Origin of the sequence: Paraclostridium tenue (genome assembly GCF_039521565.1) — a bacterium.
Taxonomy (GTDB): domain Bacteria; phylum Bacillota; class Clostridia; order Peptostreptococcales; family Peptostreptococcaceae; genus Paraclostridium; species Paraclostridium tenue.
In genome coordinates this window covers 269,927-293,036 of record NZ_BAAACP010000001.1, presented here as the reverse complement: position 1 = coordinate 293,036, position 23,110 = coordinate 269,927, and the positions used below count along the sequence as shown (strand labels likewise).

The following is a 23,110-nucleotide window of genomic DNA, read 5'->3' as shown; positions in this document are numbered from 1 at the left end:
AACTTTAATTACTTTAACATATTGCTATAAATATTAAATTTTTATAGATTATAATTTTAATTTTGGGGTATATACTAAAAGACTTAAAATTTGGAGGTTTCTGAATATGAAATACAATTACAATTTAGAATTAAATACTATAATAGAAAAAATATATATAGAATTAATATACAAAATATCTATAAACGATTCAACAATAGATTTTTCAAAAGATAAAATAGATAATACTAAAAAATTACTTTCTAGCGAAAAAGTTTATATAGGAAGTGATATGGATGAATTTATAATAAATCAAGTACCTAAAGGTCATGAAGGGAATTTATTTAGAGTTTGCATCGCAAAGTATCATGATAGACTTCATCCTAGATTTGAAAATTATAAGGGTGAGCCTATGGTTGATTCTAGCTATAATAAATTTGCATTACTTCTTTGGGAAGAGCATATGAATAATTTATTAATTTCAGATATTCAAAAATTATTTACTCAAGAAAATTTCATAAACTTTGTAAATAATAAATTAGATAATTATATAGATGATTTATTATCTCTTATTGCTGACTATAAAAATAAATTAGTAACTATAAATTTTAAAAATAAAGAAAATCTATTAAATACTATAGCAGATATGATATTAAATGAAGAACTTCCTTTTGAACTTGCTCACTCAATAGTTGATATGGATAAACTTAGAGATGATATGACTAAAATGGCTACATCATTTGATATGTATAATGAGTTTGATAAACTAGAAGACGATACAAAATACTGTTTAATAAATTACTGTAAATATAGTCCAGATGATTTAATTAATGAATTGACAAGTAATCATGGATTTAAATTAGTAAATAATGATTGTTTAATTAAAAATAAATAATATAAACAAAGGTAGTATAACTATTTTATTTTAATCTAGTTATACTACCTTTTAATTATCTTTTTATAATATGTCCAAAGAAATTTGCGTCTAAATGATCAAATTCTACGTCTTTTTCTCCTTCATAAGTAAAATATATACCATCTATCCATTTACCTTTATACTCTCTTTGAAGTAAACTCTCAACTAAAGTATAACTTGTTATACTTGCCCCTGTACTTCCTTGAAAAAATTTTCTACTCCAATAATTTTTATTTTTATCTTCTTTAATATCTATATAAGCAATATTATTTTCTATCTTTAAACACTTTATAGGTGCATTGTCAAATTTTAATCTCGAAACTTCATCTAAAATTAAATTTAGCTTATCTTTTAAAGCTAAACTTTCATCTACCATTATATTTCCTAAAACTATAGTATCACTTGTGTTTACATCCATACTTAATATATTAAATTTAGATTCTTTTGTATTTGAAATATATTCATCCTCTTTATTATATTTATTTTCATTTTTAATACTATCTGAGTTAGTATCTTCTAAATTTTTACATCCAGTTAAGAAAAACACACTTATAAGTAATAAACTTAATACTCTTTTAAATTTTTTCATATGTATACCTCCATAATTTTATTAATACATCGAATAGATTTAATAAATTATATGAGAATACATATAAAAATATTGTATATATTTTTAATTTATACGTTCTAACTCAGATAAAAATTCTTCATCTTCTTTCGCCCATAAAAGAGATCTTTCAACTGCTCGTTTCCATCCTTTATATAATATATTTCTTTTTCTTTCATCCATATTAGATATAAATTCTTTTTCAACTTCCCATTTTTCTTTTATTTCATCTACACTATTATAAAATCCTACTGAAAGTCCTGCAAGATATGCTGCTCCTAAAGCTGTAGTTTCTAAAACCTTTGGTCTATCAATATTTACATTTAGTATATCTGATTGAAATTGCATTAAAAAATTATTAGCACTAGCTCCACCATCTACTCTAAGAAATTTTAAATCCATACCAGAATCTTCTTGCATAGCATTTAAAACATCCTTAGTTTGATATGCAATAGATTCTAATGTAGCCCTAACTATATGGCCTCTTTTCGCTCCTCTAGTTAATCCAAATATAGCTCCTCTTGCATACATATCCCAATATGGGGCTCCAAGTCCTGTAAATGCTGGAACTACATAAACTCCATTAGTATCTTTTACTTGATTTGCATAATATTCTGATTGCCCTGAGTCATATATTAATCTTAATTCATCTCTTAACCATTGAATAGATGCACCTCCAACAAATATACTTCCTTCTAATGCATAGTTAATTTTGCCATCAACTCCCCATGCTATAGTTGTCAATAATCCATTTTTTGATTCAACTACCTTATCACCAGTATTCATTAATAGAAAACATCCTGTTCCATATGTATTTTTTACACTACCTTTTTCAAAACAAGTTTGTCCAAATAGCGCTGCTTGTTGGTCACCTGCACATCCTGATATAGGTATCTTTGCTCCTGCTAACATTTCTCCATCTGTATATCCATATATTTCACTTGATGGTCTAACTTGTGGTAACATACTTTTAGGTATATTAAGTTCATTTAGTATATCCTCATCCCACTGTAACTTTTTTATATTATATAGCATTGTTCTAGATGCATTTGAATAATCTGTAATATGGACTTTCCCTCTAGTTAAATTCCATATTAACCAAGTATCTACTGTCCCAAATAAAAGTTCTCCATTCTCAGCCTTTTCTCTAGCACCTTTTACATTTTCTAATATCCAATTTATCTTAGTTGCTGAAAAATAAGCATCTATAATTAAACCTGTTTTTTCCTTTATCACAGGCTCTAATCCTTTTTCTTTTAATTTATCACATATATCTGAAGTTCTTCTACATTGCCAAACAATAGCATTATATATTGGTTTTCCTGTGTTTTTATCCCAAACTATAGTAGTTTCCCTTTGATTTGTTATACCTATTGCTGCTATTTCATCTGGTCTTACAGATGAAGTTTCTAAAACTTCTCTTAAAACTCCACTTTGACTTCCCCAAATTTCCATAGGGTTATGTTCTACCCAAGAAGGTTTTGGATAAAACTGAGTAAATTCTTTTTGTGCAGATGAAACTACATTCCCATATTTATCAAATAAAATCGCTCTGGAACTAGTTGTTCCTTGATCTAATGCTATTATATACTTTTTTTCCATATCTATCTCCTTAAAGTCATCTTATTAACATACTATGCTTTAAATAAATATTAACAATAAAATACATCTACTACAATGACTTTAAATAAAGTTATTTTTTAAACAAATTATCTTTTATATATTTTGTAACTGCAATTTTTGTAAGTTATAGGTGTCCCACTAGTTTTATTGTTATCAAATTGTAATACTTCAATTTTGTGCATACCTTCATTTAAATCTTCCTCACATATAGTTAAATTTATAGAGCTAGATTTACCCAACTCCTCTATCGTATTTAATTTTCCATCTATGTATATATAACTAGACTTAGAACTATCAAAATCTTTTGATTCAAGACCTAATTGAACTAATCCCTTATAATCATCTATGTATATTACTGGTGTTTCTTTATCTTCTGAATTATTAGTAGGAGTGGTTATTATAATTTTACCTCTTCCCATTTCACTTGTTAGTGTATTTGGAATTATCTTATCTTCATTTACCTTTCGTTCTACAGTTTTATCAGAACAACCAATTATCAATATAATTGTTAATATAATTATTGGTATTAAATATAATAATTTTTTCATATAAACCTCCATAAATCTATATTTCAAATTATTATTCCCAACATAACAAAAAAAGAAGCGTAAGTTACATAATTCACACTTCTTTTATATATAAATTTAAAATAATATACATTAGGCAGCTTCTAATTCATCTTCTGCTTTTTCATTTCTATCTTTTACAAATTTAAGTATATAGTGAACAACCATACCTACTCCTATTGCAAATACTAAATCAAATACTACTGTAAGTGTAAAAGTTATAATTAATACTAAAACATCAGATTTACTTGAAGATAATAATTCTTTAAAATGTGACCATTCTCCCATATTGTAAGAAACTACTATAAGTATTGCCGCTAACGTAGTCATAGGTATAAGCTTAGCAAGGGGCATTAGTATAACCATTATAAGTAATAATGTTATAGCATGTACCATACCTGATATAGGGCTTCTTCCTCCATTTTTAACATTAGCTGCTGTTCTAGCTATAGCTCCAGTTGCTGGAATTCCTCCAAAAATTGAAGATACTATATTTCCAAGTCCTTGTGCTACTAACTCCATGTTTGAATCATGCTTGTCATCTATCATATTATCAGAAACTACACATGAAAGTAGTGACTCGATTGCACCTAATAAAGCAATAGTTATAGCTGGCTTTATTAATTTTGTAATTGTTTGTAAATCTATATGTGGTATTTGTGGTTTTGGTATAGATGATGATATTTCATTAAATCTAGTACCTATTGTATCTGTTGGTAAGTTAAATAAATTTACTAATAAAGTAGATAGTATTAATACTATTATTGATGCTGGTATTTTCTTGTTTACTTTAGGCCAGTAAACTAATATAAAAATACAAGCTATTCCTATTAGAAATGATGCTATATCGAAAGTGGATATATGTTGTATATAGCTTCCTATTTTCCCTATAAACTCAGCTGGTACATTTTTTATTTTAAATCCAAAAAAATCCTTTAACTGAGTTGTAAGTAATGTTACTGCTATACCACTAGTAAATCCTACTGTTATAGTTTGTGGAACATATTTTATTAAAGATCCAAATTTAAGTAATCCCATAACTACTAATATAACTCCTGCCATCATTGTAGCAGTTATAAGTCCTGTTATTCCATAAGTTTTAATTACACCATAAACTATTACAACGAATGCTCCTGTTGGCCCACCAATTTGAACCTTGCTCCCACCTAAAAAAGATATTATAAATCCTGCAAATATAGCAGTTATAAGTCCCTTTTCCGGAGATACTCCAGATGATATTGCTAAGGCTATAGATAAAGGAAGAGCTATTATAGCAACTATAATTCCAGCTATTATATCTTTACCTACTTGCTCTTTTGTTAATTCATTTTCTTTTATCATTTTAAATAACTTTGGTAACACTTAAACACTTCCCTCCAAAACTAATTGTTGCAACATTTAATATATTAATCCTATTTTTAAATAAAGTCTATACAATAATAATAAAATTTATATAAAAATAAAAAAAGATACTTCGCATCCGAAGTATCTTTTTTTATTTTTAAATTTCATTCAGTTTTTGTAATAATTCTTCTAAATCTATTCCATGTATATATGCTGCCTGTTCTAAAGTTTCCATTTGAGCTGATGGACATCCTAAACATCCCATTTCATACTTCATAAGTACATCTACAACTTCTGGTTTTTTACTTATTAATTCTCCTATTAATATGTTTTTATCTATTTTCATTTTAAATTCTCCTTTTTATATCGTTCGTATTTTGTTTTAATTATCTATATTTTAATATTATAATAATTTTAGATTATTTTCTGTAACATAAGTTACATTTGTATAATTTAATATAAAATAATAAAAATAATAAACTTTTATTAAGATAAAATTTTATTTTACGTTAAAATTTTACATTCTCCTTTATTTTCTTTTTAATATTTTTATGATAAAATATGTTATATATTTATACTTGCTTGAATATAAATTTAAATATGAAACTTGTACATAATATAAATATATTTTAAATTTCAAGCATGACTTGTTATCATAATTTAAATTTGAAACAATCTAGGAGGATTAATATGAGCTTAAAGGACAAATTTGCACAATCATATGCTAGATCAAAAACAATGACTGGTCCAGAAAAAAAGGCTAATGAAATAATGGGAAAATTATTACTTAGAAAAAGTATTATACCTATGATTATAATGTTAGTTGTATGGATTGGTGGTATATCTTTAAAAGTTAATGGCTGGGTTTTATTTGGTGTTGAAATAGTTTTAGCTGTAGGAGCTTACTTCTATATCAAAAAACAAGGTGATAAATACCAAAACTTTAAACCTTTTGTCGGTAACTTAATAAGTCTTGAGAAAAAAGGCAAAAAAGAATATGTTGCTATAATAAAACAAGGTAAAAAAGTTGACAAACTACAAATAAAATATGGTGGGGAAGACTTAGAAAAAATTAAGAAAAATCAATTAGTACAAATAAGCTATAATAAAGATGAAAAAATAGCTATAGTTGTAACTAGATAAATAATTTAAGGGAAAAGCTTCTACTTATTTAAAAGTAGAAGCTTTTTTTATTCATTTAATACATATTTTTTATATATTTTTAGCGCATTAGCTAATTGATCTGGACAGGATGTTTCTCTGTTCTTACATGGTATTTTTTCAAATGTTTCTATTATTTCATCTATTGTTTTACCTTCTATTAAGTTTTTAATTCCTAATAAATTTCCTGCACACCCTCCTTCAAATATAACATCTACCAGCATATCTCCATCTAAATCTAATAAAATTGATTTTGAACATACTCCATTAGTATAATATCTATACATACAAATCACCCTATTATATATTTTATTATTATACTATTTATAAAATATAAGATTTATGTGAATATTTTATGAAATTTTCTTAATATATATTTTTAATAAATAAATTAATAGTTATAATTATATATACATATTAAAATTGTATTGAATATCTTTAAAATTTTTGTATATAATCTTATAGATTAAATGTTAGGAAGTGGTAAATTTGAATACAGCAAATAAATACAACAAACTAAATTTATTTAATAATATATTTAAATTTCTATTTATTGCATTTTGGATTATATTTTGGTTCGTAGGTATTATACTAACAGATAATAAATATAATGAATTATCTTCATCTTTATTCATTATATATACGTCTCTTTGCATAATCTATATGGTAACTTATATGGCTTATATGAATTATATTAAAGTTTACGAAAATAAAATAGAAATTTTTTATAAAATAGTTACTCTCATATCTTTTATTTTTTCATCATATAACTATTATATGTTTTCAGTCAGTATGTTTGGATTTTTATTAAAGTTAATATTTTTAATTATATATATGTCTATACCGTTAATTAAAGTTCATAAATATAAGCTAGAAGAAGGAGTTGTTGGAATAATAGCTTCTACTTTAATGATATTTATGCTTTTAAGATACTGATTTTGAAATATTAGACATATCTAGAATTTTTTGATATTATTTATTTTAATAGTTAATACTATAATAAACAAATTATAAAGGAGTTAATATTATGAAAAGAAAAGTTTTAGCTACTATTGGAGAAAAAGAAATAACTAATATTGATATTGAAAATGCTTTAAAAAGCTTAGATCCATACCAAGCTATGCAATTTAATAATGAAGAAGGTAAAAAAAGATTATTAGAAGATTTAGTTAACCAAGAGTTATTCTATCTTGAAGCTAAAGAAGAAAATTTACATAACGATGAAAACTTTAAAGCTGAAATGAAAAAGATAGAGGAAAATATGTTAAAACAATATTCTATCAATAGAGTATTAGCATCAGTTAAATTAACTGACGAAGAGATAGCTAATTTCTATGAAGCTAATAAGACTAGATTCGTTAAGCCTGAAACTGCATCAGCTAAACATATATTAGTTGATAATGAAGAAAAAGCTAATGAGTTATTAAATAAAATAAACAACAATGAAGTATCATTTGAAGAAGCTGCTAGAGAACATTCTTCTTGTCCATCTAAAGATGCTGATGGTGATTTAGGTACTTTCCCAAGAGGACAAATGGTTCCTGAATTTGAAGAAGCAGTATTTTCTATGAATAAAGGAGAAGTTAAAGGTCCAGTTAAAACTCAATTCGGATATCACTTAATAAAAGTTGAAGATAGAAATGAAGGTGGACAATCTGAACTTGCTGAGGTTAAAGATGATATAGCTAAAAGCTTAATGTATCAAAAACAAAATGAAGTTTATTCTTCAAAGATAAATGATTTAAAATCTAAATATACTGATATGGTTAAATTTAATGACTAATATATTTATATAAATAAAGAGTAACTTAAAATATTTTAAGTTACTCTTTTAATTTTTAAGACTTTATCTTTTTATAGCAATATTCAATTATATCTCTTCTTTTTATTATACCTATGAAAATATTTTGATCATCTATAACTGGAACAAAGTTTTGATTCATAGATTTGGATATTAAATCTTCTATATTAGCATTTATAGATACAGGCTTATTATCCATTCTTCTTTTTATATCACATATATATACATCTTCTATAGTTTTTAAATCTAAGTTTAAATCATTTTTCAAATACCATAAAAGATCTCCTTCTGTTATAGTCCCCACATACTCTCCATTACGATTTATAATAGGTATAGCAGAATATCTATGATACTCCATTTTCTCTAGTGCCTGTCTCATCGTATAATCATCATATATATATGCTACTTCACTTTTGGGTGTTATAAAAAATAGTATATTCAAATACTGAACCTCCTAATAAGTAGTCTAAATTAAAATATATTTACTTATAATTTTACCATATATTAATCAATATTAAAATAAATTAGATTTTTTTATATTTTTAAAATTTTTTAAATTAAAAAGTAGCTACCTTAAAAAGGTAGCTACTTTTTAATTTTTATTAATAATGAACTTTTATTAAATGAAACTTTATAGATTTATCACTCCATCCTAAATCCCATGGAACCAATAATCTATCAGTATTATGACATGTAACAAGTGGATACCCTCTTGAATCTAATCCTGTTACAGTAGATACATGGGTTATCCTTCCACCTTTTTCGTATGCTACTATATCTCCAGGAATCATATTATAGGCAGTTTTATATACATCTTCATAAGATCCTTTAGATATCAAACTACCTCTTCCACTATTTAACAAATAGTTTTTAAAACCTTGTGCATTTACCCAAGCCTTGGTGCCTGAGTTACCTTCATAATTCCAAATTCTGTTTTTCTTAAACCTTTTACTTTCATACATTATTTGAGAAGCAAAATTTGCGCAGTCTCCTCCATCTGGATTAAAATCTTTATATTTTGGATTAAACTTCATTCCATGCTCTTCATCAGCTGCTGCTCCACAATATTTGTGAGCATATTCCATAGCTTTAGTTTGTTCATTAGTTAAACTTATTGTTTGATTTTCCTTTGATAAAATGTAGTTTCTAATATCATCAGATTTTATATTGTCTAGATGTAGTGAATCTGCAAATGGATCCGTATACCACTCTTTAGTTATTACATATTCATTATCTACTATTCTCATATTAAGATAATGGTATGTACCTATTCTAAACATATTTTTAGTATCTAATTGATTTTCATACGAATAATTATATTCTGTAGATACTGCACATATTATTCCATATAAATTCTCTTCTTTTTCTTTAACTTTTCGAACTTTAACTCTTGTTTTTATGTCATTAAATTTAACACCTTGTTTATACGACCAATTTTCTAAATATTTCATTTTAGTAACTTCTTGTTCATATGCCCAAAGTCCAAATTTATGATCTATATCATATAACTTTTTTAATACTTCATCATTCTTAGTTAATATAGCTTTATTTCTATTATCAAATAAATTTTCAAGTAATAATTGGAACTTGGAGATCTCTGCTTCCTCCTCCAATTTTATTGAAGCTCCTTTTCTTATAAAAGTGTTGATCTTTTCATTATTTTTCTGAAGTAAAGTTATAGTACTAATTATAAATACACCCACTAAAACTAGTATTTTCCTTAATTTCTTATTTTTTTCTCTTCTTGAGTTCAAATTTGTGCCTCCTATCAAATAATAGACTTAAGCTTAATATTATGGAGTATTTTAAAGCTATTATAATATTTTTTATAGTTTTTACATTTTTTTAATCAAATATAATCAAATTTATGGTATAATTGTCTAATATTAAATCAAAGGAAAGAGGTGCTTAGTTGCTAACAAAAGTAAAACTATCTAAAGTAAATAATGTTCTTACTAATAATATATATGCAAATATCTGTTTTTTAAGTGAGGAAAATTTTGGTGATATATCAAAACTATATGAAGAAGTAAGTAATTCTATGGATAATAAAAATTGGTTAAAAAATAGAAATTATGATTCTTTGAAAAAAACAATAGAAAATGGTGGATTTATAATTGGGTGTTATGTAGGTTTAGAACTTATTGCTTGTGCTCTTTGTGATGTTCCTAACATAAATGATTTAGAAACTTTATCTTCTTTAGGTATTTCCTTAGAAGATATTAAAAATACATTTATATCAGGTTTTGTTATGGTTCATCCTATGTATAGAGGTAATTCTTTACAAAGTAAATTACTTGATTTAAGAATAGATATAGCTAAATCACAACAAAAAAAATATATAGTTACAGTTTCTGCTGTTGATAATATCCATAGCCTAAATAATATAATAAGCAAAGGATTTGAATTTAAAACTCAACAAAAGAATGAACATGGAATTTTAAGAAATATTTTCATTAAAGACTTATTCCCAAGTGATGTAAATGAAAATATAATAGATGAAGATATAATAACTTGTGTAATATAAAAGAGACCTTATAAAAAGGTCTCTTTTCCACGTTGTATAGTTCTTATAGGTCTTTTTGTTTCATAATATATACTATTCTATAAAATATAAATTTGATACAAATTTAATTTTATAGTTTGGGTAACACTTATAAATTTTTTTTATAAAATAATTTATAGGTATCAAATTTTTTGTTTAATTTAAAGGGGGAAAATAATTTGAATATAAATGAAAAGGCAAAAGAACTAGCTTTTTGCATTAGAAGTAGTAATGAATTTAAATCTATGAATAAAGCAAAAAAAGAATTAGATAAAAATGCATCTTTGAAAAAGCAATTTGATGAATACGTTAAAAAGAAAAATTTAATATATTCAAGATATAAAATTGAGGATGCATCTAAAAAAATAAGTCAACTAAATAGAGAATATGATAAATTTTTTAATAATCCTTTGGTTTGTAATTATATGAAATCTAATCGAAGTTTTAATACTATGATGGAAAATTTATACAAACAAATAGAAAATGAATTAACCAAATAAAATATTCTTTCATAAAATCTTAAAATAAAGGAGATTATTTAAAAATAATCTCCTTTATTTTTCGAAATGTTGATAGTCTTTTAAAGTATTCCAATCTCCACCCCAAGTCCATCCTCTTTTTATAAAAGCTTCATAACATGCATCTCCTTTTTTTATCATTCCTTTAGCATTAATAGTTCTATCTACATACTCTTTTCCTTCTTTAGGGCTAACTTGACCATTTTTAACCATAGGATTTATAAGTGTATTAATATCTATTGCTAAACCTTTAGAATGATTGGATAAAACATTAGATCCCTCTATAACTCTATAATTAAATGCAGATGTATTGTTATCTTTCATTGCTAAATTATCATCTGCATTATATTCATCAATTAGTTTCATTTTTTCTATAGGATATTTCTTTTCAAAAAGTTCTTTAAATATGTCTAAAACTTCACTAGAAACTGATTTATTAACTATCATCTCGCCTAAATGAGGTTTGTCGTCAAATCCATAATATGTAATTGTTAAGTAAGATAATTTACTTATATCCACTAAATCTTTATTAGGAATAGACTTTCCTAACATTTTTTCATATACAGATTTTGGTATATCCTCTTTTTTAAAAACCGGAGTAAACTCTTCTTTCTTTTTGTCAATCTTAATTTTGTCGTTATTACTTACATCTTTAACTTCTTTTTTATCACATCCAATAGCAAATACAAGCATTACACCCATAATTAATATATAAAAACTACTTCTAAAATTTTTCATGTTAATTACCCCCTACTCTTAATATACATAAATTTTATTCAATCTTATTTTACAATAAATAAATCAAAGCTCATAGTCTTAACTATGAGCTTTGATTTATTTATTATTAATCTTCCATATTTTGCATCATGTTTTGCATCATGTTTTGCATATACATATAGTAATTCATCCACATATCTTGCATTTCTTCCATTCCCATTTTATCAATATACATATATGGTTCATCCATAGATGGATACTTACAAGCAAAATCTCCCATGTATTGCATTGGTTCCATATTATATATTGGATTTATATATAATCCAGTTTCTTCTTCCTTTATTAAAGTAATATCATCTAAATCACAGTAGTTATCTTCATAATAGTACTCATTTTTTTTATTATATTGATTAAACATATCACAATATTCATATTCACATTCGTTATTTTTCTTCATTTCTTTCTTAGGTTTTTGAGTGTATGTTGGGAATACATATTTAACTTCACATCCGCAACTTGGATTCATCTTTTTACCACATTTAACATATTTATCTTCGCATTTATTATGCTTATCATATTTTTTATCACACTTGTCGTATTTATCATGACAAGATTTAGGCTTACAAGGTTCTTCTATTCCTAAATCAACATAACAGCTTTTTTTCATTTTTTTACAATCATCCATGTCATAGCATCCTTTTATTTTATCTTGGCATTTTTTCATCATATCTTCACATTTTTTAGATTTATCTTCATACTCTTTTATTTTTTCTCCAGCTTCCTTATAACAGTTCATAGCTTTTTCATCGCATTTCATAGCTTGAGAATATAAGCATTTTGCTTGTTCATTTTCATTTTGAGCTTTTTCATATAAGCACTTAGCTTTTTCACAGAATCTCTCAGCTTCATCTCCTGCAGTTTCTGCCTCTTTATATAAACATTTAGCTTTTTCACAAAGCTCTTCTGATTTACATAAAAGATCATTTGCTTGTCTTCTTAGTTTTTCAGCCTCACATTCATTTTCTACTGATTCCTTAGCTAATCTTTTTGCTTTAGCTTCTAATGCTTTAGCTTTTTTATCAAATTCTCTAGCTTCTTCATATGATTCAACTGCTAAACATTCGCAATCTAAAGCTTTTTTGAAAAGTTTTTCAGCTTGTTGAGCTAATTTAACACATGTATCATCAAATTTTATTTCACAGTCTTCACATGGTCCTGGAGGACAACAAGACATATCATGTTTTTTATGCATATCATAATCTTTACATGGATCACATTTTTTATAAACTGGCTTTTTACATGGCTCACAGTAAGCATCTTTATCTTTCTTACAGTGATATCCTGAATTCATAGCACAGCTATTATTAGATTTTTTCTTTTTTCTCATAATAGTCATAGATAGTCAAAACTCCTTTGTTGTATTTTTATTTTAACTAAGCAAATTAATATGCTTAATAATAATTATATGAAAGTAGCTTTTTCTGGTTACTAATAAAATCTAGAATTTATACATAAATTACCTTTAAACTTATTTTTTTCTTACTATAAAATATTAGTTATTGCATAATATACTACTAAATGAATATCTATCAAAGCACAAAATTATAGTTGATTGGAGTGATTTAATTGAATAACAATAAAATTAATAATCAAATTGATGATTACACAAAAAAAGGACAAGAATATATAGAAAAAGCTGATGATAAAGCCTCTGAGCTTTTATCAAAAACTAATACATTAGCTCACGATATAGTGGATAAAACTAATGAAATGACAGAAGATATGGGAAATATGTTTTAAAAAAAAGATAACTTTGAAGTAAGTTCTTATAGTGATGATTGCTGTGGTATGAGTTATGAGTGTTTTGATGAAATGAAAACTACAGTTGACTATGTAAAGGATTATGCTAAACAACATCCCGTTATAACTGCTACAGCAGCCTCTGCAACAGTATTAACAGGAGTAAGTTTAATTAGTCCTAAAACTAGAAAAATAACTGTACCTGTCGCAAAATATGCAATCAAACAACAAGCTAAATTTACATTAGGACTTGGAATGCTTGCTATGGCTTCTTATTTAACTAATAAAAATAGCAATAGTGCTTTTTAAATAATAAAGGAGCTTTTAAAAGCTCCTTTATTTAATTTAAGCTATATTATTTTTTATATACATTTATATTATCTGAGTTAACATATACATTATATTTTAATTCATTTTCTTTTTCTCCTCTAAAACTTCCTTCAAATTTATTTATTAATTTATCAGATTCAATATCTTGATTTTCATTATCAAAATGTATTCCTCTTAATGAATTTAAATTAAAATGTATATTATAATGATCTGTAGGTAAATCTAAATAAACATGTCCTGATTTATTAATTATGTTTAAATTTTTAGCAATAGGTATATTAGATTTTATATCTATAGTATGGATATCTCTATTAGATGTTATTATATCTATGGATTCTGGTATAAAACTTTCTATATTATCTACAAATATGTCATCTGGCATAGATTCTATATAAAGGCTACCTTGAGTACTTATATCTATATTTTTTACTCCTAAAAGTTCACTAACTTTTAGATTTATAGTTCCCATAGAACTAATTTTTAAATTTTCTAGATTTTTACTTTCTTTAGGTAATATAATCTGACCTTGCGAAGTACTAAATTCTACTTTATTAAGTAACACATCTTTATTTTCTACTATTAAATCTCCAACACTTGTTCTAACCTTTATGTCCACATGATTTGGAACAAATACTATAATTTTATTATAAGAGTTATTAATCATATTTAATATAGCATCACCAAATCCTTGTATTTTTGAATCTAAATATTTATTTTCATTATTTGATTTTATATTAAATTCTTTATTATTTTCATCTATAGTAAATGAATTAGTACTTAAGTTACCTACTTGTTTTATTATAAATTTATCTGAGTCACTTTTTCTTATCTCAACATTTAAATTCTTAGTTTCTATATCTAATTTATTTATATCTACTTTCTTTTCATATATATTAACTTCTTCATTTGCTTTTCTTATAATTTCATTTACATAATTTGTTGCAAATGGAACTGCATTCACTGCTGATGATATAGTTCCTATAATTCCTATTACAATTAATATAACTGCAAATACTGTTATTTTTTTATTCATCTATATCATCTCCTTTATAATTTACTTTTCTTTCTTTTGCATTTATATATATCTTTTTATTCTTTAGCCAATTTATATAACGTTTATATAATTTTTTTCCTAATTTTAATACATATATATATACTTGAATCCCCAAAATATCAAATCCTAATATAGTTATACTTATAAATATTATTAACCAAGTTATAGATTTATCTAAAGCAAATAATGGACCTGATGTTATAAGTAATGTAGCAAATGCAATATTTGATGCTATTATTACTATACCTATAAAAATCATAAATAATACAAATAAAATTCCTACAAATATTAATCCTACACTTAATCCTGCTAAAAGTATTTTTATAAGTTTTGTTGATAAACCTTCTTCATCATCTTTTAAGTTTGGAGTTAACTTATTATTTATAATTTCTTTTGATTTATTATATCTATCTCTAAATTTTAATTTAACTTTATTTAAATTATCATAAATTTTATCAAATCTTTTATTACTTGAATTTATCTTGCTTGAATTCATTTCATCTACTAAATCTCTTACTATGGATTTAGGTGAACCCAATGATTCAATTATTTGTATATCGCTTTTCCCCTCTATTTCCCCATCTATAAAGTATTCTTCATAATCTCTTAATATATCATTAACTTCATCATCTGAAAAATGATTAGATAAATAATCTTTTAATATCTCTAAAAACTCTCTTTTATTCAACATAGCTACCTCCTTAATCTAAATTTATAAGATAATCTACAGCACTAGTGAAGTTTTTCCATTCACGCTTAAGATTTATTAAATTATCTCTACCCAGCTCAGTTATTTTATAATACTTTCTTGCTGGTCCTTCACTTGATTCTAGTATATATGTTTCAAAGTAACCTTCTTTTGTCAATCGTCTTAACAAAGGATATATAGTTCCTTCATTAACTTCAATTACTTTAGATATATTTTGTACTATCTCATATCCATACATATCTTTTTTATGTATAAGTGCTAGCACACATATTTCTAAAACACCTTTTTTGAATTGTGTATTCATATACTCTATCCTTTCTTTAATAAACAAACTACTATGTTTTATACAGTACCTTGTTTAATCATTATAAACTCATATTAACACAATACTGTGTGTTACACAATACTGTGTTAAATAATTTTTAGTTTTTTATTTCAAGTACTAATAAAAAGCTGTTAAGACACTATTTTAATGTGCTTAACAGCTTTTTTATTATTTAATATATTCCATTATTAATTTTATAGTTTCTATTATAGCTTTTATATTTGTTCTTTCATATCCATGTGATGCAAATATACCAGCGCCTATTAAAGCAGTTTTTGCATCATATCCAGCTCTTATCATAGCACCTGCATCTGAACCATAATTTGGATAAGTATCAACTTTATATCCTATATTATTATCCTTAGCTAGATTTATAAGTCTAGTAGTTAACTCATAGTTATATGGTCCACCTGAATCTTTTGCACATATACATACATCATATTCAGTTGAATTTTGACCTTCTCCAGGACATCCCATATCAATTGCTATAAATTCTTTTGTTTTTTCTGGTATAGATGCTGATGAACCATGACCAACTTCTTCATAGTTACTAAAGAAGAAATTTATAGTATTTTTAGGTTTTATACCAACAAGTTTTATATATTCTATTATATATAAAACTGCCGCCACTGAAGCTTTGTCATCTAAATGTCTAGATTTAATAAATCCAGAATCAGTCATTTTAACTCTTGGATCAAAAGATATAAAGTCTCCTACTTCTATTCCTAACTTTTGAGTATCTTCTTTTGTAAATACTTCTTCATCTATAACTACTTCATAATTAGCTGGAATTCTTTGTAACTCCCTAGCATCTGAATGTATGTGTACAGATGGTTTAGTAGTTTGTATAGTACCTTCATAAACCTTACCATCTCTTGTATGTATTTTACAACACTCACCTTCAATAGAGTGCATCATATACCCACCAACTTGAGTTAATGCTAATCTTGAATTAGATTTAATTTCTTTTACCATAGCTCCTAAAGTATCTACATGACAAGATAAAGTTTTTTGATATTCTGTATCTTCTCCTTCTATAGTTGCAACTATAGCTCCTTTATTCGTAACTTTATAATCTACATTATGTGTTTCTAAAATTTTCTTTATATACTCCATTATGTTTTGAGTATATCCTGATGGACTAGGTATGTTTAATACATCATTTAAATATTTTTTTACTAAATCAGCTTTATAATCCATAATCTAAACCTCCTATTATTTATAAATAGATTAAATTTAAATAATAAACTAAAGATACTAATATTAGAGTTATTAATAATTTCTCTATACCAATTATTATGAATTCTACTTTTTTTAATGGTATGTCTATACTGCTTGAATACAATATATTACCAGTTAGTGATATCGTTTGCGCAATAGACATAATAAATATTATAAAAATCGATACATTAGCTATATCATTATTTATAAACTTTACAACTCTATTAATATTAAATAAACTTAAACATATAGAATCGCTTAATTGTATTTTATTTGGTAATTTTAGCAGTTCCATAATCGGTTGTATAATATAACTAATAGTATTAACTAATCCAGTATTATTTATTAAAAACTCTCCTATAAATATAATTATAACTAAATTTGGTAATATTGTCATAATTATATTAAATGATTCTTTGAAATTTTCTACTATAAGTGAAAACAACTTATTATTTTCCTTATTCAATAAATATTTTCTCACAGCATTTTTAAATCTATCTTTTTTAAAATACTTTTCTTTATATAACGTTTTATTTAAGTAGGATTTTTTTTTGTTTTTTAATGGCCATATTCTACACACTATATAATTTGAAAATAAACTTAAAAATAAAGATACAATCATTATAACTATTTTAGATTCTAATTTTAATTCATCAGCTAAATAAAAATAATTCGTTATACTTGTAAAAGAAAAACAAGACACTAATATACAAACTTCATTATGTCTTAACTTTCCTTTTTTATATAATTTATTTGTCATAAACATTCCACTAAATGTATCTATAAATAAATATACTATAATATTTAATATACATTTTCCACTTAGCTTAAAATTTTTTTTCATATATTTATGAAAATAAGCTTCTACTATATCCAAAAGACCATATTCCATTATAAGTGGCATGAATATAGAACTTAGTGAAAGCAATATAACTGATTTTAATATTAAATCTTGCATAAATAATAAGCTATCATTACTATATAAGTTATAGTCTTTTTTTGAGAAAATTATAAATATAAATAGTATACTTATAGGTTTTACACATCTAATTATATTAGAAAAAATATCACAATCTTTATCTTTATATTTTAACATTTGAAATATAGATCCTATAGATACCATTATAAAAATATATATTTTAATTAATTCTATATACTTTTCTTCTATAAAAAAATATATGTGATATAAAATTGTATTTGAATGTCCATTTATATTTATAGGTATAAAAAATATAAAAATACCTAATATTGAATATATTACTATTCTAAACGAATCCATTAATTCAAAATCTTTATATAAATTTTCCCTACTGTTTATATCCGTACCTTCCATTTATTCACTCCTTTGCATATATTTAATATATATTTGATTTAATAATTATATAAATGTATAATACTATCATCAGCTAAATTTATAAAGAAGAGGTGATATATTGGATAATACCAATAAAACTATCTTAATTCTCACAGCTCAATTTGGCGCAGGACATATAAGTGCTGCTAATGCTATTAGAGATTATATTCTTGAAAAAGAACCTAGATATAATGTTGTTATACAAAATTTTATAAGTGCTAGTCTTCCTAAAATGAACAAACCACTTGTTAAACTTTATGAGGCTAATACAAAATATACTCCAGGACTTTATAACTATTATTACTATCTAAAAAAGTCATTTGATTCAAAACATGATGTATCATATAAGATGTATACACCTAAATTATCTGAGTATATTTTAGATACTAATCCAGACCTTATAATATCTACATTTCCAATGGCATGTGCTTGTGTTGATCATTTTAAATCTAAAAATCCTGATTTTAAAGTTCCTGCTATAACTGTAGTTACTGATGTAGTAGATAGTTTAGAGTGGATTTACCCTAGTACAGATATGTATTTTGTTGCTTCTCATGAAATTAAAAATAGATATGTACAAAAAGGTATAAATCCTAATATAATTAAGGTCACAGGAGTCCCTGTAAAAAAAGAATTTAATAATCATCCTACCTTGCCTTCTGATAAGCATAAACTACTTATAGTTGGTGGTGGTAGAGGTTTATTTGATATGGAAACTGATTTTTTTTACTACATAGATGAATTGCTATATAATTATAGTGATAAATTAGAGGTTACCATTGTATGCGGTAAAAATAAAAAACTATATGATAAATTAACTGATAAAAAACCTCTTAAAAATATAAATGTGCTTGGCTTTGTAACTAACATGCCATCTTTATTAAAAGAACATAATCTATTAATAACAAAACCAGGTGGTGCAACTTTATTTGAAGCCATAAAAAGTGAAATACCTATAGTTGTTATGCTTCCTAAAGTTGGACAAGAAATTGAAAATGCCAAATTTATAATAGATAAAGGCATAGGTATTATATATAATGATGAAAGCGATTTAAAAGAATTATTAGATGCTTTAGTAAATCAAAAATTAGATGATAGAATATCATTTATGAAAGATAATATGGCTAAGTTTAAAAACTCTATAGATTCTGATAAAATAGCACATTTTGTCACACAAATAATAGGGACTGTTTAGAATAGTCCCTTATTTATTTAGATTTTTATATTTATCAAAGTTTATTACTCTAGGTTCTGAGCTCATAAATTTAATATTTTTTATTTTTCCATTTTGCAATATATCGTTTATATTTCTTTTAAAATAAGTAACTAGTACTGCTTCAATTATAAAAAACAAAGTACATATAATTATCTCTAAATTTAAGTTTTTTAAATATTCATTTTTACCTAAAATAATAATTGAATATAATCTAATTAAAACTAGTATCAATATGTGTAAGTTTACAATATTTGTGATTTTATAGAAATCTTTATATAAATTATTCCTTTTTATAGTATTCATGATTTGAACTTGACTTAAATTTAATAACTTAAGAACATCTATATACAATTGCTTAAATATATTTTTATTAAATAAATTTAAAGTTATTATAAATACAGATAGTAATAATAAACAATAACTGTCATATATGTATATATGATATGGTTCAGTTAGACTTATCTTTAGAGATTGAATTACAGTATATATTGATGCAAATAATATTCCTGATAAATTAAATCTGCATTGATTATATTTAATTAATATAGAATAAGATATAAATTATATAAATGATATGATTATTGAATAAAACTTAGCCTTTCCTTTAAAAAAAGCAAATAAAATAATTGGAGCTATGAAATAAACTAGTATATCTCCCAACAACTTTTTTTTCATTGACCAACCCCCAACTTATTGAATTTTTCAAATTTTTATATATAAAATAAATTCTATTAATATCTATTTTTTCCTTCTACATCTATATAAAATTTAATCTGTATTAGTTAAGTTTTTATTTTCATATATAAAAAATAAAAAACTATCTAAAAAAGTTTAATACAAACTTTTAATAGATAGTTTTTTATTATTATGCTACATTTTTAGTTTTTATATTTTCATGTTTCTCTTCTTCTAGTAAATCTAACTTTTTAGCTAATAGTTTAGTTGTACTAGCTTGTACTATTAATGTTATTAATATAGTCATAAATACTACTGATGATATTATTTCATACCCTTGTATTTGCATAGAAACTATTATCCCTGATAATGCAGCCGGTATAACTCCTGTTTCTCTTACCCACATCATAAATAATTTATCTTTAAATTCCCATTTAGCCTCTCTATCAAATAAAGTACATATTAGTACCACTAAAGGTCTTGCCACAAACATTAGTACTAGTACTACTAATAATGATGGTAACCAATATTGACCAAGTGCAGCTAAGTCTACATGTGTTCCTAAAACTATAAAAATAGCCATACGACATAATGCTCCTACACTTTCTCTAAAGAAATGTTCTGCATGAAAATCTTCTTCTGGTACCCATAATCCAAATAATTTTCTATTTCCGGCTATAAGTCCTGCTATAAATACAGCCATATATCCACTACCATGTAATTTAGTAGCTATTTCATAAGCTAATGCAACTTTTAAAACTGATATTATTGGAGCATATGAATGAAATACTCCCCACTTTTTATCAGATACTAGTAATGAAAATATTAGTCCTATTGCCATACCAACAATTAAACCTACTACAACTGAAACTATTAATTCTTTTAAACTTTCTCCAACTGAAAATGAACCAGATGTTATAACTGCTAGCAAAGTACTTACTAATATAGCTCCAACTGCATCATTAAATGCCGACTCACTAACTACAGTTTGCTTTATTTTATTCTTTATATTAACTTGCTTAAATACTGGTATAAGTGCTGCTGGGTCAGTTGATGCTATAACTGCACCTATTAATAAAGCTGTCATTATCGAAACTGGAAATATCTTACTAGTTGCGAATCCTACTACTACAGTAGATATTACTACCCCTAAAGTTGCCAGTAACCCAACACTGACTTTAACTTTATTTAATACTCTTAAATTTACTTCCCTACCACCTTCATATAGTATAAATGCCGATCCAAAAGTTAATATCAGATTATTTTCTATTGGAAAAGATTCTACACTTATTATATTTAAAACTGCCGGACCTATTATTATCCCCGCAATCAAATATAATATTACATCAGGTAGTTTTAATAGCTCACTAACTTTCCCCAATATGATTCCTGTTACAACTACTACCGAAAATATAAATAATAAATTATTAGTAGCTATAGCTTCCATTGTATTCTCCATTTAATTCACCTCTTTTTTAATTAGATATCTAACTATTTTATTTAACATTGAATAAGTATAATACTATAAATTTATAAAGTCAATTGTTTATAAATATTTCTTTTTTTTTGAAAAAATCAGAAAATTAGTTTTCTAACCTTTTAACTTTAAAATTTTTAATCAGTTGAATATTTTTTATAAATATATTTTTTAAAATAAACTTTCTTTGTTATATTCCTTATATTTTAAAGTGAAAATAAAAAAAGCATAGATAATAAAGTAAAAACTTTTTGATATTATCTATGCTTTTATTCTTAATTTTTCACAATTTTTTTCACTTAATTTATTTAGTTATTATATCTAATGGATTTTTTAATTCTCCATTTACATTTATTTCAAAATGAACATGATTTCCAGTTGACTTGCCCGTAGACCCAATTTTAGCTATAGCTTCTCCTTTTGATACTATATCTCCTTCTTTAACTATATTTTCACTATTATGACCATATATGGAAACTTTGCCATCAAAATGTTTTAAGTAAACAACATTCCCATATCCATTTTGAACTCCTGAAAAAGTTACAACTCCATAATCTGTAGCCACTATATCAGTTCCATAACTAGCAGGAATATCTATACCTTTATGTAACTTTTTCTCTTTAGATATTGGATGAATTCTATATCCAAAAGGTGAACTTATATCTTTAAATCGTGGAACTGGCCAACATCCATAGTTAACAGTATCTTTTATATCAGCTTTAAGTTTAGATTCTTGTTCATTTAAATCATTTATATTGGTATTTAATTGATTTTTTAAATTTTCCAACTCTTGTATCTCTTCGTCTAAAGTTTTTTGAATTTCATTATTATCTTTTAAACTACTATCATCAATGAAACTTAACTGTACCACTTCAGTGTTATTTATATCATTTGTATATGATCTTTTAGATTCTATTACTTTCTCTATTTTAGAAATTTGTTCATTTATGCTTTTTTGTTTTATTTTTAAATTATAGATATTTTTTGCAGTTTCTTCATTTATAGTAGTTTGACTTTCTAATCCATATACATTAAGTGTGTTTATAGTAGTTATTAAGCTTAATATTATTAATATTTTAAAAGTTTTAATCATAAGCTTTTCCTCCTTTTCCATCACTGTTTTTTAATATGAACAAATTTACTATAAATTATTCAAAAATTATAATAAGTAC

The 23,110-nt window shown here is 24.8% G+C and carries 26 protein-coding genes; 9 read left to right on the top strand and 17 right to left on the bottom strand.

Annotated elements, in window-relative coordinates; all coding sequences use genetic code 11:
• Nucleotides 1-106 precede the first annotated feature (106 nt).
• Complete coding sequence (locus tag ABFX13_RS01495) at nucleotides 107-874, top strand: hypothetical protein (RefSeq protein ID WP_346041401.1); 768 nt, start codon at nucleotides 107-109, stop codon at nucleotides 872-874.
• Between the two features lie 55 nt (nucleotides 875-929).
• On the opposite strand, the gene ABFX13_RS01490 is transcribed toward ABFX13_RS01495, so the two are convergent.
• The 5 genes from ABFX13_RS01490 to ABFX13_RS01470 form a co-directional block, all read right to left on the bottom strand.
• A complete protein-coding gene (locus ABFX13_RS01490; RefSeq protein WP_346041399.1) occupies nucleotides 930-1,484 on the bottom strand; it encodes a hypothetical protein in 555 nt (184 codons plus the stop codon).
• Between the two features lie 84 nt (nucleotides 1,485-1,568).
• A complete protein-coding gene (gene glpK, locus ABFX13_RS01485) occupies nucleotides 1,569-3,104 on the bottom strand; it encodes a glycerol kinase GlpK (RefSeq protein WP_346041397.1) in 1,536 nt (511 codons plus the stop codon).
• A gap of 107 nt (nucleotides 3,105-3,211) precedes the next feature.
• Entirely contained in the window at nucleotides 3,212-3,673 is a 462-nt protein-coding gene (locus ABFX13_RS01480; protein WP_346041395.1) for a hypothetical protein, read from the bottom strand.
• Between the two features lie 111 nt (nucleotides 3,674-3,784).
• Nucleotides 3,785-5,032, bottom strand: coding sequence for a SulP family inorganic anion transporter (locus ABFX13_RS01475; protein WP_346041393.1), 1,248 nt, complete (start codon nucleotides 5,030-5,032; stop codon nucleotides 3,785-3,787).
• Nucleotides 5,033-5,192: 160 nt separating this feature from the next.
• Entirely contained in the window at nucleotides 5,193-5,381 is a 189-nt protein-coding gene (locus tag ABFX13_RS01470; RefSeq protein WP_346041391.1) for a DUF1858 domain-containing protein, read from the bottom strand.
• 344 nt (nucleotides 5,382-5,725) lie between these two features.
• Here ABFX13_RS01470 and ABFX13_RS01465 point away from each other — a divergent pair, with 344 nt between their 5' ends.
• Entirely contained in the window at nucleotides 5,726-6,178 is a 453-nt protein-coding gene (locus ABFX13_RS01465; protein ID WP_346041389.1) for a hypothetical protein, read from the top strand.
• A 47-nt stretch (nucleotides 6,179-6,225) separates the two neighbouring features.
• Here the strand turns inward: ABFX13_RS01465 and ABFX13_RS01460 are convergent, their stop codons facing one another.
• Nucleotides 6,226-6,483 carry a TIGR03905 family TSCPD domain-containing protein gene (locus tag ABFX13_RS01460; protein ID WP_147543363.1) on the bottom strand — a complete coding sequence of 86 codons (258 nt, stop codon included), beginning with the start codon at nucleotides 6,481-6,483 and terminating at the stop codon, nucleotides 6,226-6,228.
• A gap of 202 nt (nucleotides 6,484-6,685) precedes the next feature.
• Between ABFX13_RS01460 and ABFX13_RS01455 the strand changes: the two genes are divergently transcribed.
• Nucleotides 6,686-7,132: a hypothetical protein gene (locus ABFX13_RS01455; RefSeq protein WP_346041387.1), complete on the top strand. Its 447-nt coding sequence runs from the start codon at nucleotides 6,686-6,688 to the stop codon at nucleotides 7,130-7,132.
• A 91-nt stretch (nucleotides 7,133-7,223) separates the two neighbouring features.
• Nucleotides 7,224-7,979, top strand: a complete 756-nt coding sequence (locus tag ABFX13_RS01450; protein ID WP_346041385.1) for a peptidylprolyl isomerase — start codon at nucleotides 7,224-7,226, stop codon at nucleotides 7,977-7,979.
• A 55-nt stretch (nucleotides 7,980-8,034) separates the two neighbouring features.
• Here the strand turns inward: ABFX13_RS01450 and ABFX13_RS01445 are convergent, their stop codons facing one another.
• Both ABFX13_RS01445 and ABFX13_RS01440 read right to left on the bottom strand, forming a co-directional pair.
• Nucleotides 8,035-8,439 (bottom strand): CBS domain-containing protein, encoded by a 405-nt coding sequence (locus ABFX13_RS01445; protein WP_346041383.1) that lies wholly within the window; start codon nucleotides 8,437-8,439, stop codon nucleotides 8,035-8,037.
• Nucleotides 8,440-8,599: 160 nt separating this feature from the next.
• Entirely contained in the window at nucleotides 8,600-9,751 is a 1,152-nt protein-coding gene (locus ABFX13_RS01440; RefSeq protein ID WP_346041381.1) for an amidase domain-containing protein, read from the bottom strand.
• 158 nt (nucleotides 9,752-9,909) lie between these two features.
• Here ABFX13_RS01440 and ABFX13_RS01435 point away from each other — a divergent pair, with 158 nt between their 5' ends.
• The gene (locus ABFX13_RS01435; protein WP_346041379.1) at nucleotides 9,910-10,524 is read left to right on the top strand and encodes a GNAT family protein; all 615 of its coding nucleotides are present in this window, start codon (nucleotides 9,910-9,912) and stop codon (nucleotides 10,522-10,524) included.
• Nucleotides 10,525-10,721: 197 nt separating this feature from the next.
• Nucleotides 10,722-11,042 carry a YlbF family regulator gene (locus ABFX13_RS01430; protein WP_346041377.1) on the top strand — a complete coding sequence of 107 codons (321 nt, stop codon included), beginning with the start codon at nucleotides 10,722-10,724 and terminating at the stop codon, nucleotides 11,040-11,042.
• Nucleotides 11,043-11,096: 54 nt separating this feature from the next.
• Here ABFX13_RS01430 and ABFX13_RS01425 read toward each other — a convergent pair whose 3' ends face one another.
• The gene (locus ABFX13_RS01425; protein ID WP_346041375.1) at nucleotides 11,097-11,798 is read right to left on the bottom strand and encodes a M15 family metallopeptidase; all 702 of its coding nucleotides are present in this window, start codon (nucleotides 11,796-11,798) and stop codon (nucleotides 11,097-11,099) included.
• Nucleotides 11,799-11,904: 106 nt separating this feature from the next.
• Nucleotides 11,905-13,173 (bottom strand): hypothetical protein, encoded by a 1,269-nt coding sequence (locus ABFX13_RS01420; RefSeq protein WP_346041373.1) that lies wholly within the window; start codon nucleotides 13,171-13,173, stop codon nucleotides 11,905-11,907.
• A 230-nt stretch (nucleotides 13,174-13,403) separates the two neighbouring features.
• Here ABFX13_RS01420 and ABFX13_RS01415 point away from each other — a divergent pair, with 230 nt between their 5' ends.
• Together ABFX13_RS01415 and ABFX13_RS01410 are read left to right on the top strand one after the other, a co-directional pair.
• The gene (locus tag ABFX13_RS01415) at nucleotides 13,404-13,577 is read left to right on the top strand and encodes a hypothetical protein (RefSeq protein ID WP_346041371.1); all 174 of its coding nucleotides are present in this window, start codon (nucleotides 13,404-13,406) and stop codon (nucleotides 13,575-13,577) included.
• Between the two features lie 48 nt (nucleotides 13,578-13,625).
• Nucleotides 13,626-13,886: a hypothetical protein gene (locus tag ABFX13_RS01410; protein WP_346041369.1), complete on the top strand. Its 261-nt coding sequence runs from the start codon at nucleotides 13,626-13,628 to the stop codon at nucleotides 13,884-13,886.
• A 46-nt stretch (nucleotides 13,887-13,932) separates the two neighbouring features.
• On the opposite strand, the gene ABFX13_RS01405 is transcribed toward ABFX13_RS01410, so the two are convergent.
• The 5 genes from ABFX13_RS01405 to ABFX13_RS01385 all read right to left on the bottom strand — a co-directional run bounded on the left by ABFX13_RS01405 (nucleotide 13,933) and on the right by ABFX13_RS01385 (nucleotide 18,549).
• Nucleotides 13,933-14,940, bottom strand: coding sequence for a DUF4097 family beta strand repeat-containing protein (locus ABFX13_RS01405; RefSeq protein ID WP_346041367.1), 1,008 nt, complete (start codon nucleotides 14,938-14,940; stop codon nucleotides 13,933-13,935).
• Entirely contained in the window at nucleotides 14,933-15,652 is a 720-nt protein-coding gene (locus ABFX13_RS01400; RefSeq protein ID WP_346041364.1) for a DUF1700 domain-containing protein, read from the bottom strand. Before ABFX13_RS01400 ends, ABFX13_RS01405 begins: the two co-directional genes overlap by 8 nt.
• A gap of 10 nt (nucleotides 15,653-15,662) precedes the next feature.
• Entirely contained in the window at nucleotides 15,663-15,974 is a 312-nt protein-coding gene (locus tag ABFX13_RS01395; protein ID WP_187006045.1) for a PadR family transcriptional regulator, read from the bottom strand.
• A gap of 189 nt (nucleotides 15,975-16,163) precedes the next feature.
• A complete protein-coding gene (locus ABFX13_RS01390) occupies nucleotides 16,164-17,195 on the bottom strand; it encodes a M42 family metallopeptidase (RefSeq protein ID WP_346041362.1) in 1,032 nt (343 codons plus the stop codon).
• A 19-nt stretch (nucleotides 17,196-17,214) separates the two neighbouring features.
• The gene (locus tag ABFX13_RS01385; RefSeq protein ID WP_346041360.1) at nucleotides 17,215-18,549 is read right to left on the bottom strand and encodes a hypothetical protein; all 1,335 of its coding nucleotides are present in this window, start codon (nucleotides 18,547-18,549) and stop codon (nucleotides 17,215-17,217) included.
• 100 nt (nucleotides 18,550-18,649) lie between these two features.
• On the opposite strand from ABFX13_RS01385, the gene ABFX13_RS01380 reads away from it, so the two are divergent.
• Nucleotides 18,650-19,765: an MGDG synthase family glycosyltransferase gene (locus ABFX13_RS01380; protein WP_346041358.1), complete on the top strand. Its 1,116-nt coding sequence runs from the start codon at nucleotides 18,650-18,652 to the stop codon at nucleotides 19,763-19,765.
• An 886-nt stretch (nucleotides 19,766-20,651) separates the two neighbouring features.
• Here the strand turns inward: ABFX13_RS01380 and ABFX13_RS01375 are convergent.
• Nucleotides 20,652-21,920, bottom strand: a complete 1,269-nt coding sequence (locus tag ABFX13_RS01375; RefSeq protein WP_346041356.1) for a cation:proton antiporter — start codon at nucleotides 21,918-21,920, stop codon at nucleotides 20,652-20,654.
• A 322-nt stretch (nucleotides 21,921-22,242) separates the two neighbouring features.
• Nucleotides 22,243-23,031, bottom strand: a complete 789-nt coding sequence (locus ABFX13_RS01370) for a M23 family metallopeptidase (RefSeq protein ID WP_346041354.1) — start codon at nucleotides 23,029-23,031, stop codon at nucleotides 22,243-22,245.
• Nucleotides 23,032-23,110: the final 79 nt, after the last annotated feature.

Excerpts from the sequence above, each read along its gene's own strand:
- ABFX13_RS01420 (WP_346041373.1), bottom strand. The coding sequence starts at position 13,173 with ATGACTATTATGAGAAAAAAGAAAAAATCTAATAATAGCTGTGCTATG.
- ABFX13_RS01385 (WP_346041360.1), bottom strand. The coding sequence starts at position 18,549 with ATGGAAGGTACGGATATAAACAGTAGGGAAAATTTATATAAAGATTTT.
- ABFX13_RS01405 (WP_346041367.1), bottom strand. The coding sequence starts at position 14,940 with ATGAATAAAAAAATAACAGTATTTGCAGTTATATTAATTGTAATAGGA.
- ABFX13_RS01410 (WP_346041369.1), top strand. The coding sequence starts at position 13,626 with ATGAGTTATGAGTGTTTTGATGAAATGAAAACTACAGTTGACTATGTA.
- ABFX13_RS01490 (WP_346041399.1), bottom strand. The coding sequence starts at position 1,484 with ATGAAAAAATTTAAAAGAGTATTAAGTTTATTACTTATAAGTGTGTTT.
- ABFX13_RS01425 (WP_346041375.1), bottom strand. The coding sequence starts at position 11,798 with ATGAAAAATTTTAGAAGTAGTTTTTATATATTAATTATGGGTGTAATG.
- ABFX13_RS01395 (WP_187006045.1), bottom strand. The coding sequence starts at position 15,974 with ATGAATACACAATTCAAAAAAGGTGTTTTAGAAATATGTGTGCTAGCA.
- ABFX13_RS01400 (WP_346041364.1), bottom strand. The coding sequence starts at position 15,652 with ATGTTGAATAAAAGAGAGTTTTTAGAGATATTAAAAGATTATTTATCT.
- ABFX13_RS01470 (WP_346041391.1), bottom strand. The coding sequence starts at position 5,381 with ATGAAAATAGATAAAAACATATTAATAGGAGAATTAATAAGTAAAAAA.
- ABFX13_RS01390 (WP_346041362.1), bottom strand. The coding sequence starts at position 17,195 with ATGGATTATAAAGCTGATTTAGTAAAAAAATATTTAAATGATGTATTA.
- ABFX13_RS01450 (WP_346041385.1), top strand. The coding sequence starts at position 7,224 with ATGAAAAGAAAAGTTTTAGCTACTATTGGAGAAAAAGAAATAACTAAT.
- ABFX13_RS01475 (WP_346041393.1), bottom strand. The coding sequence starts at position 5,032 with ATGATAAAAGAAAATGAATTAACAAAAGAGCAAGTAGGTAAAGATATA.
- ABFX13_RS01460 (WP_147543363.1), bottom strand. The coding sequence starts at position 6,483 with ATGTATAGATATTATACTAATGGAGTATGTTCAAAATCAATTTTATTA.
- ABFX13_RS01370 (WP_346041354.1), bottom strand. The coding sequence starts at position 23,031 with ATGATTAAAACTTTTAAAATATTAATAATATTAAGCTTAATAACTACT.
- ABFX13_RS01480 (WP_346041395.1), bottom strand. The coding sequence starts at position 3,673 with ATGAAAAAATTATTATATTTAATACCAATAATTATATTAACAATTATA.
- ABFX13_RS01465 (WP_346041389.1), top strand. The coding sequence starts at position 5,726 with ATGAGCTTAAAGGACAAATTTGCACAATCATATGCTAGATCAAAAACA.
- glpK (WP_346041397.1), bottom strand. The coding sequence starts at position 3,104 with ATGGAAAAAAAGTATATAATAGCATTAGATCAAGGAACAACTAGTTCC.
- ABFX13_RS01375 (WP_346041356.1), bottom strand. The coding sequence starts at position 21,920 with ATGGAGAATACAATGGAAGCTATAGCTACTAATAATTTATTATTTATA.
- ABFX13_RS01495 (WP_346041401.1), top strand. The coding sequence starts at position 107 with ATGAAATACAATTACAATTTAGAATTAAATACTATAATAGAAAAAATA.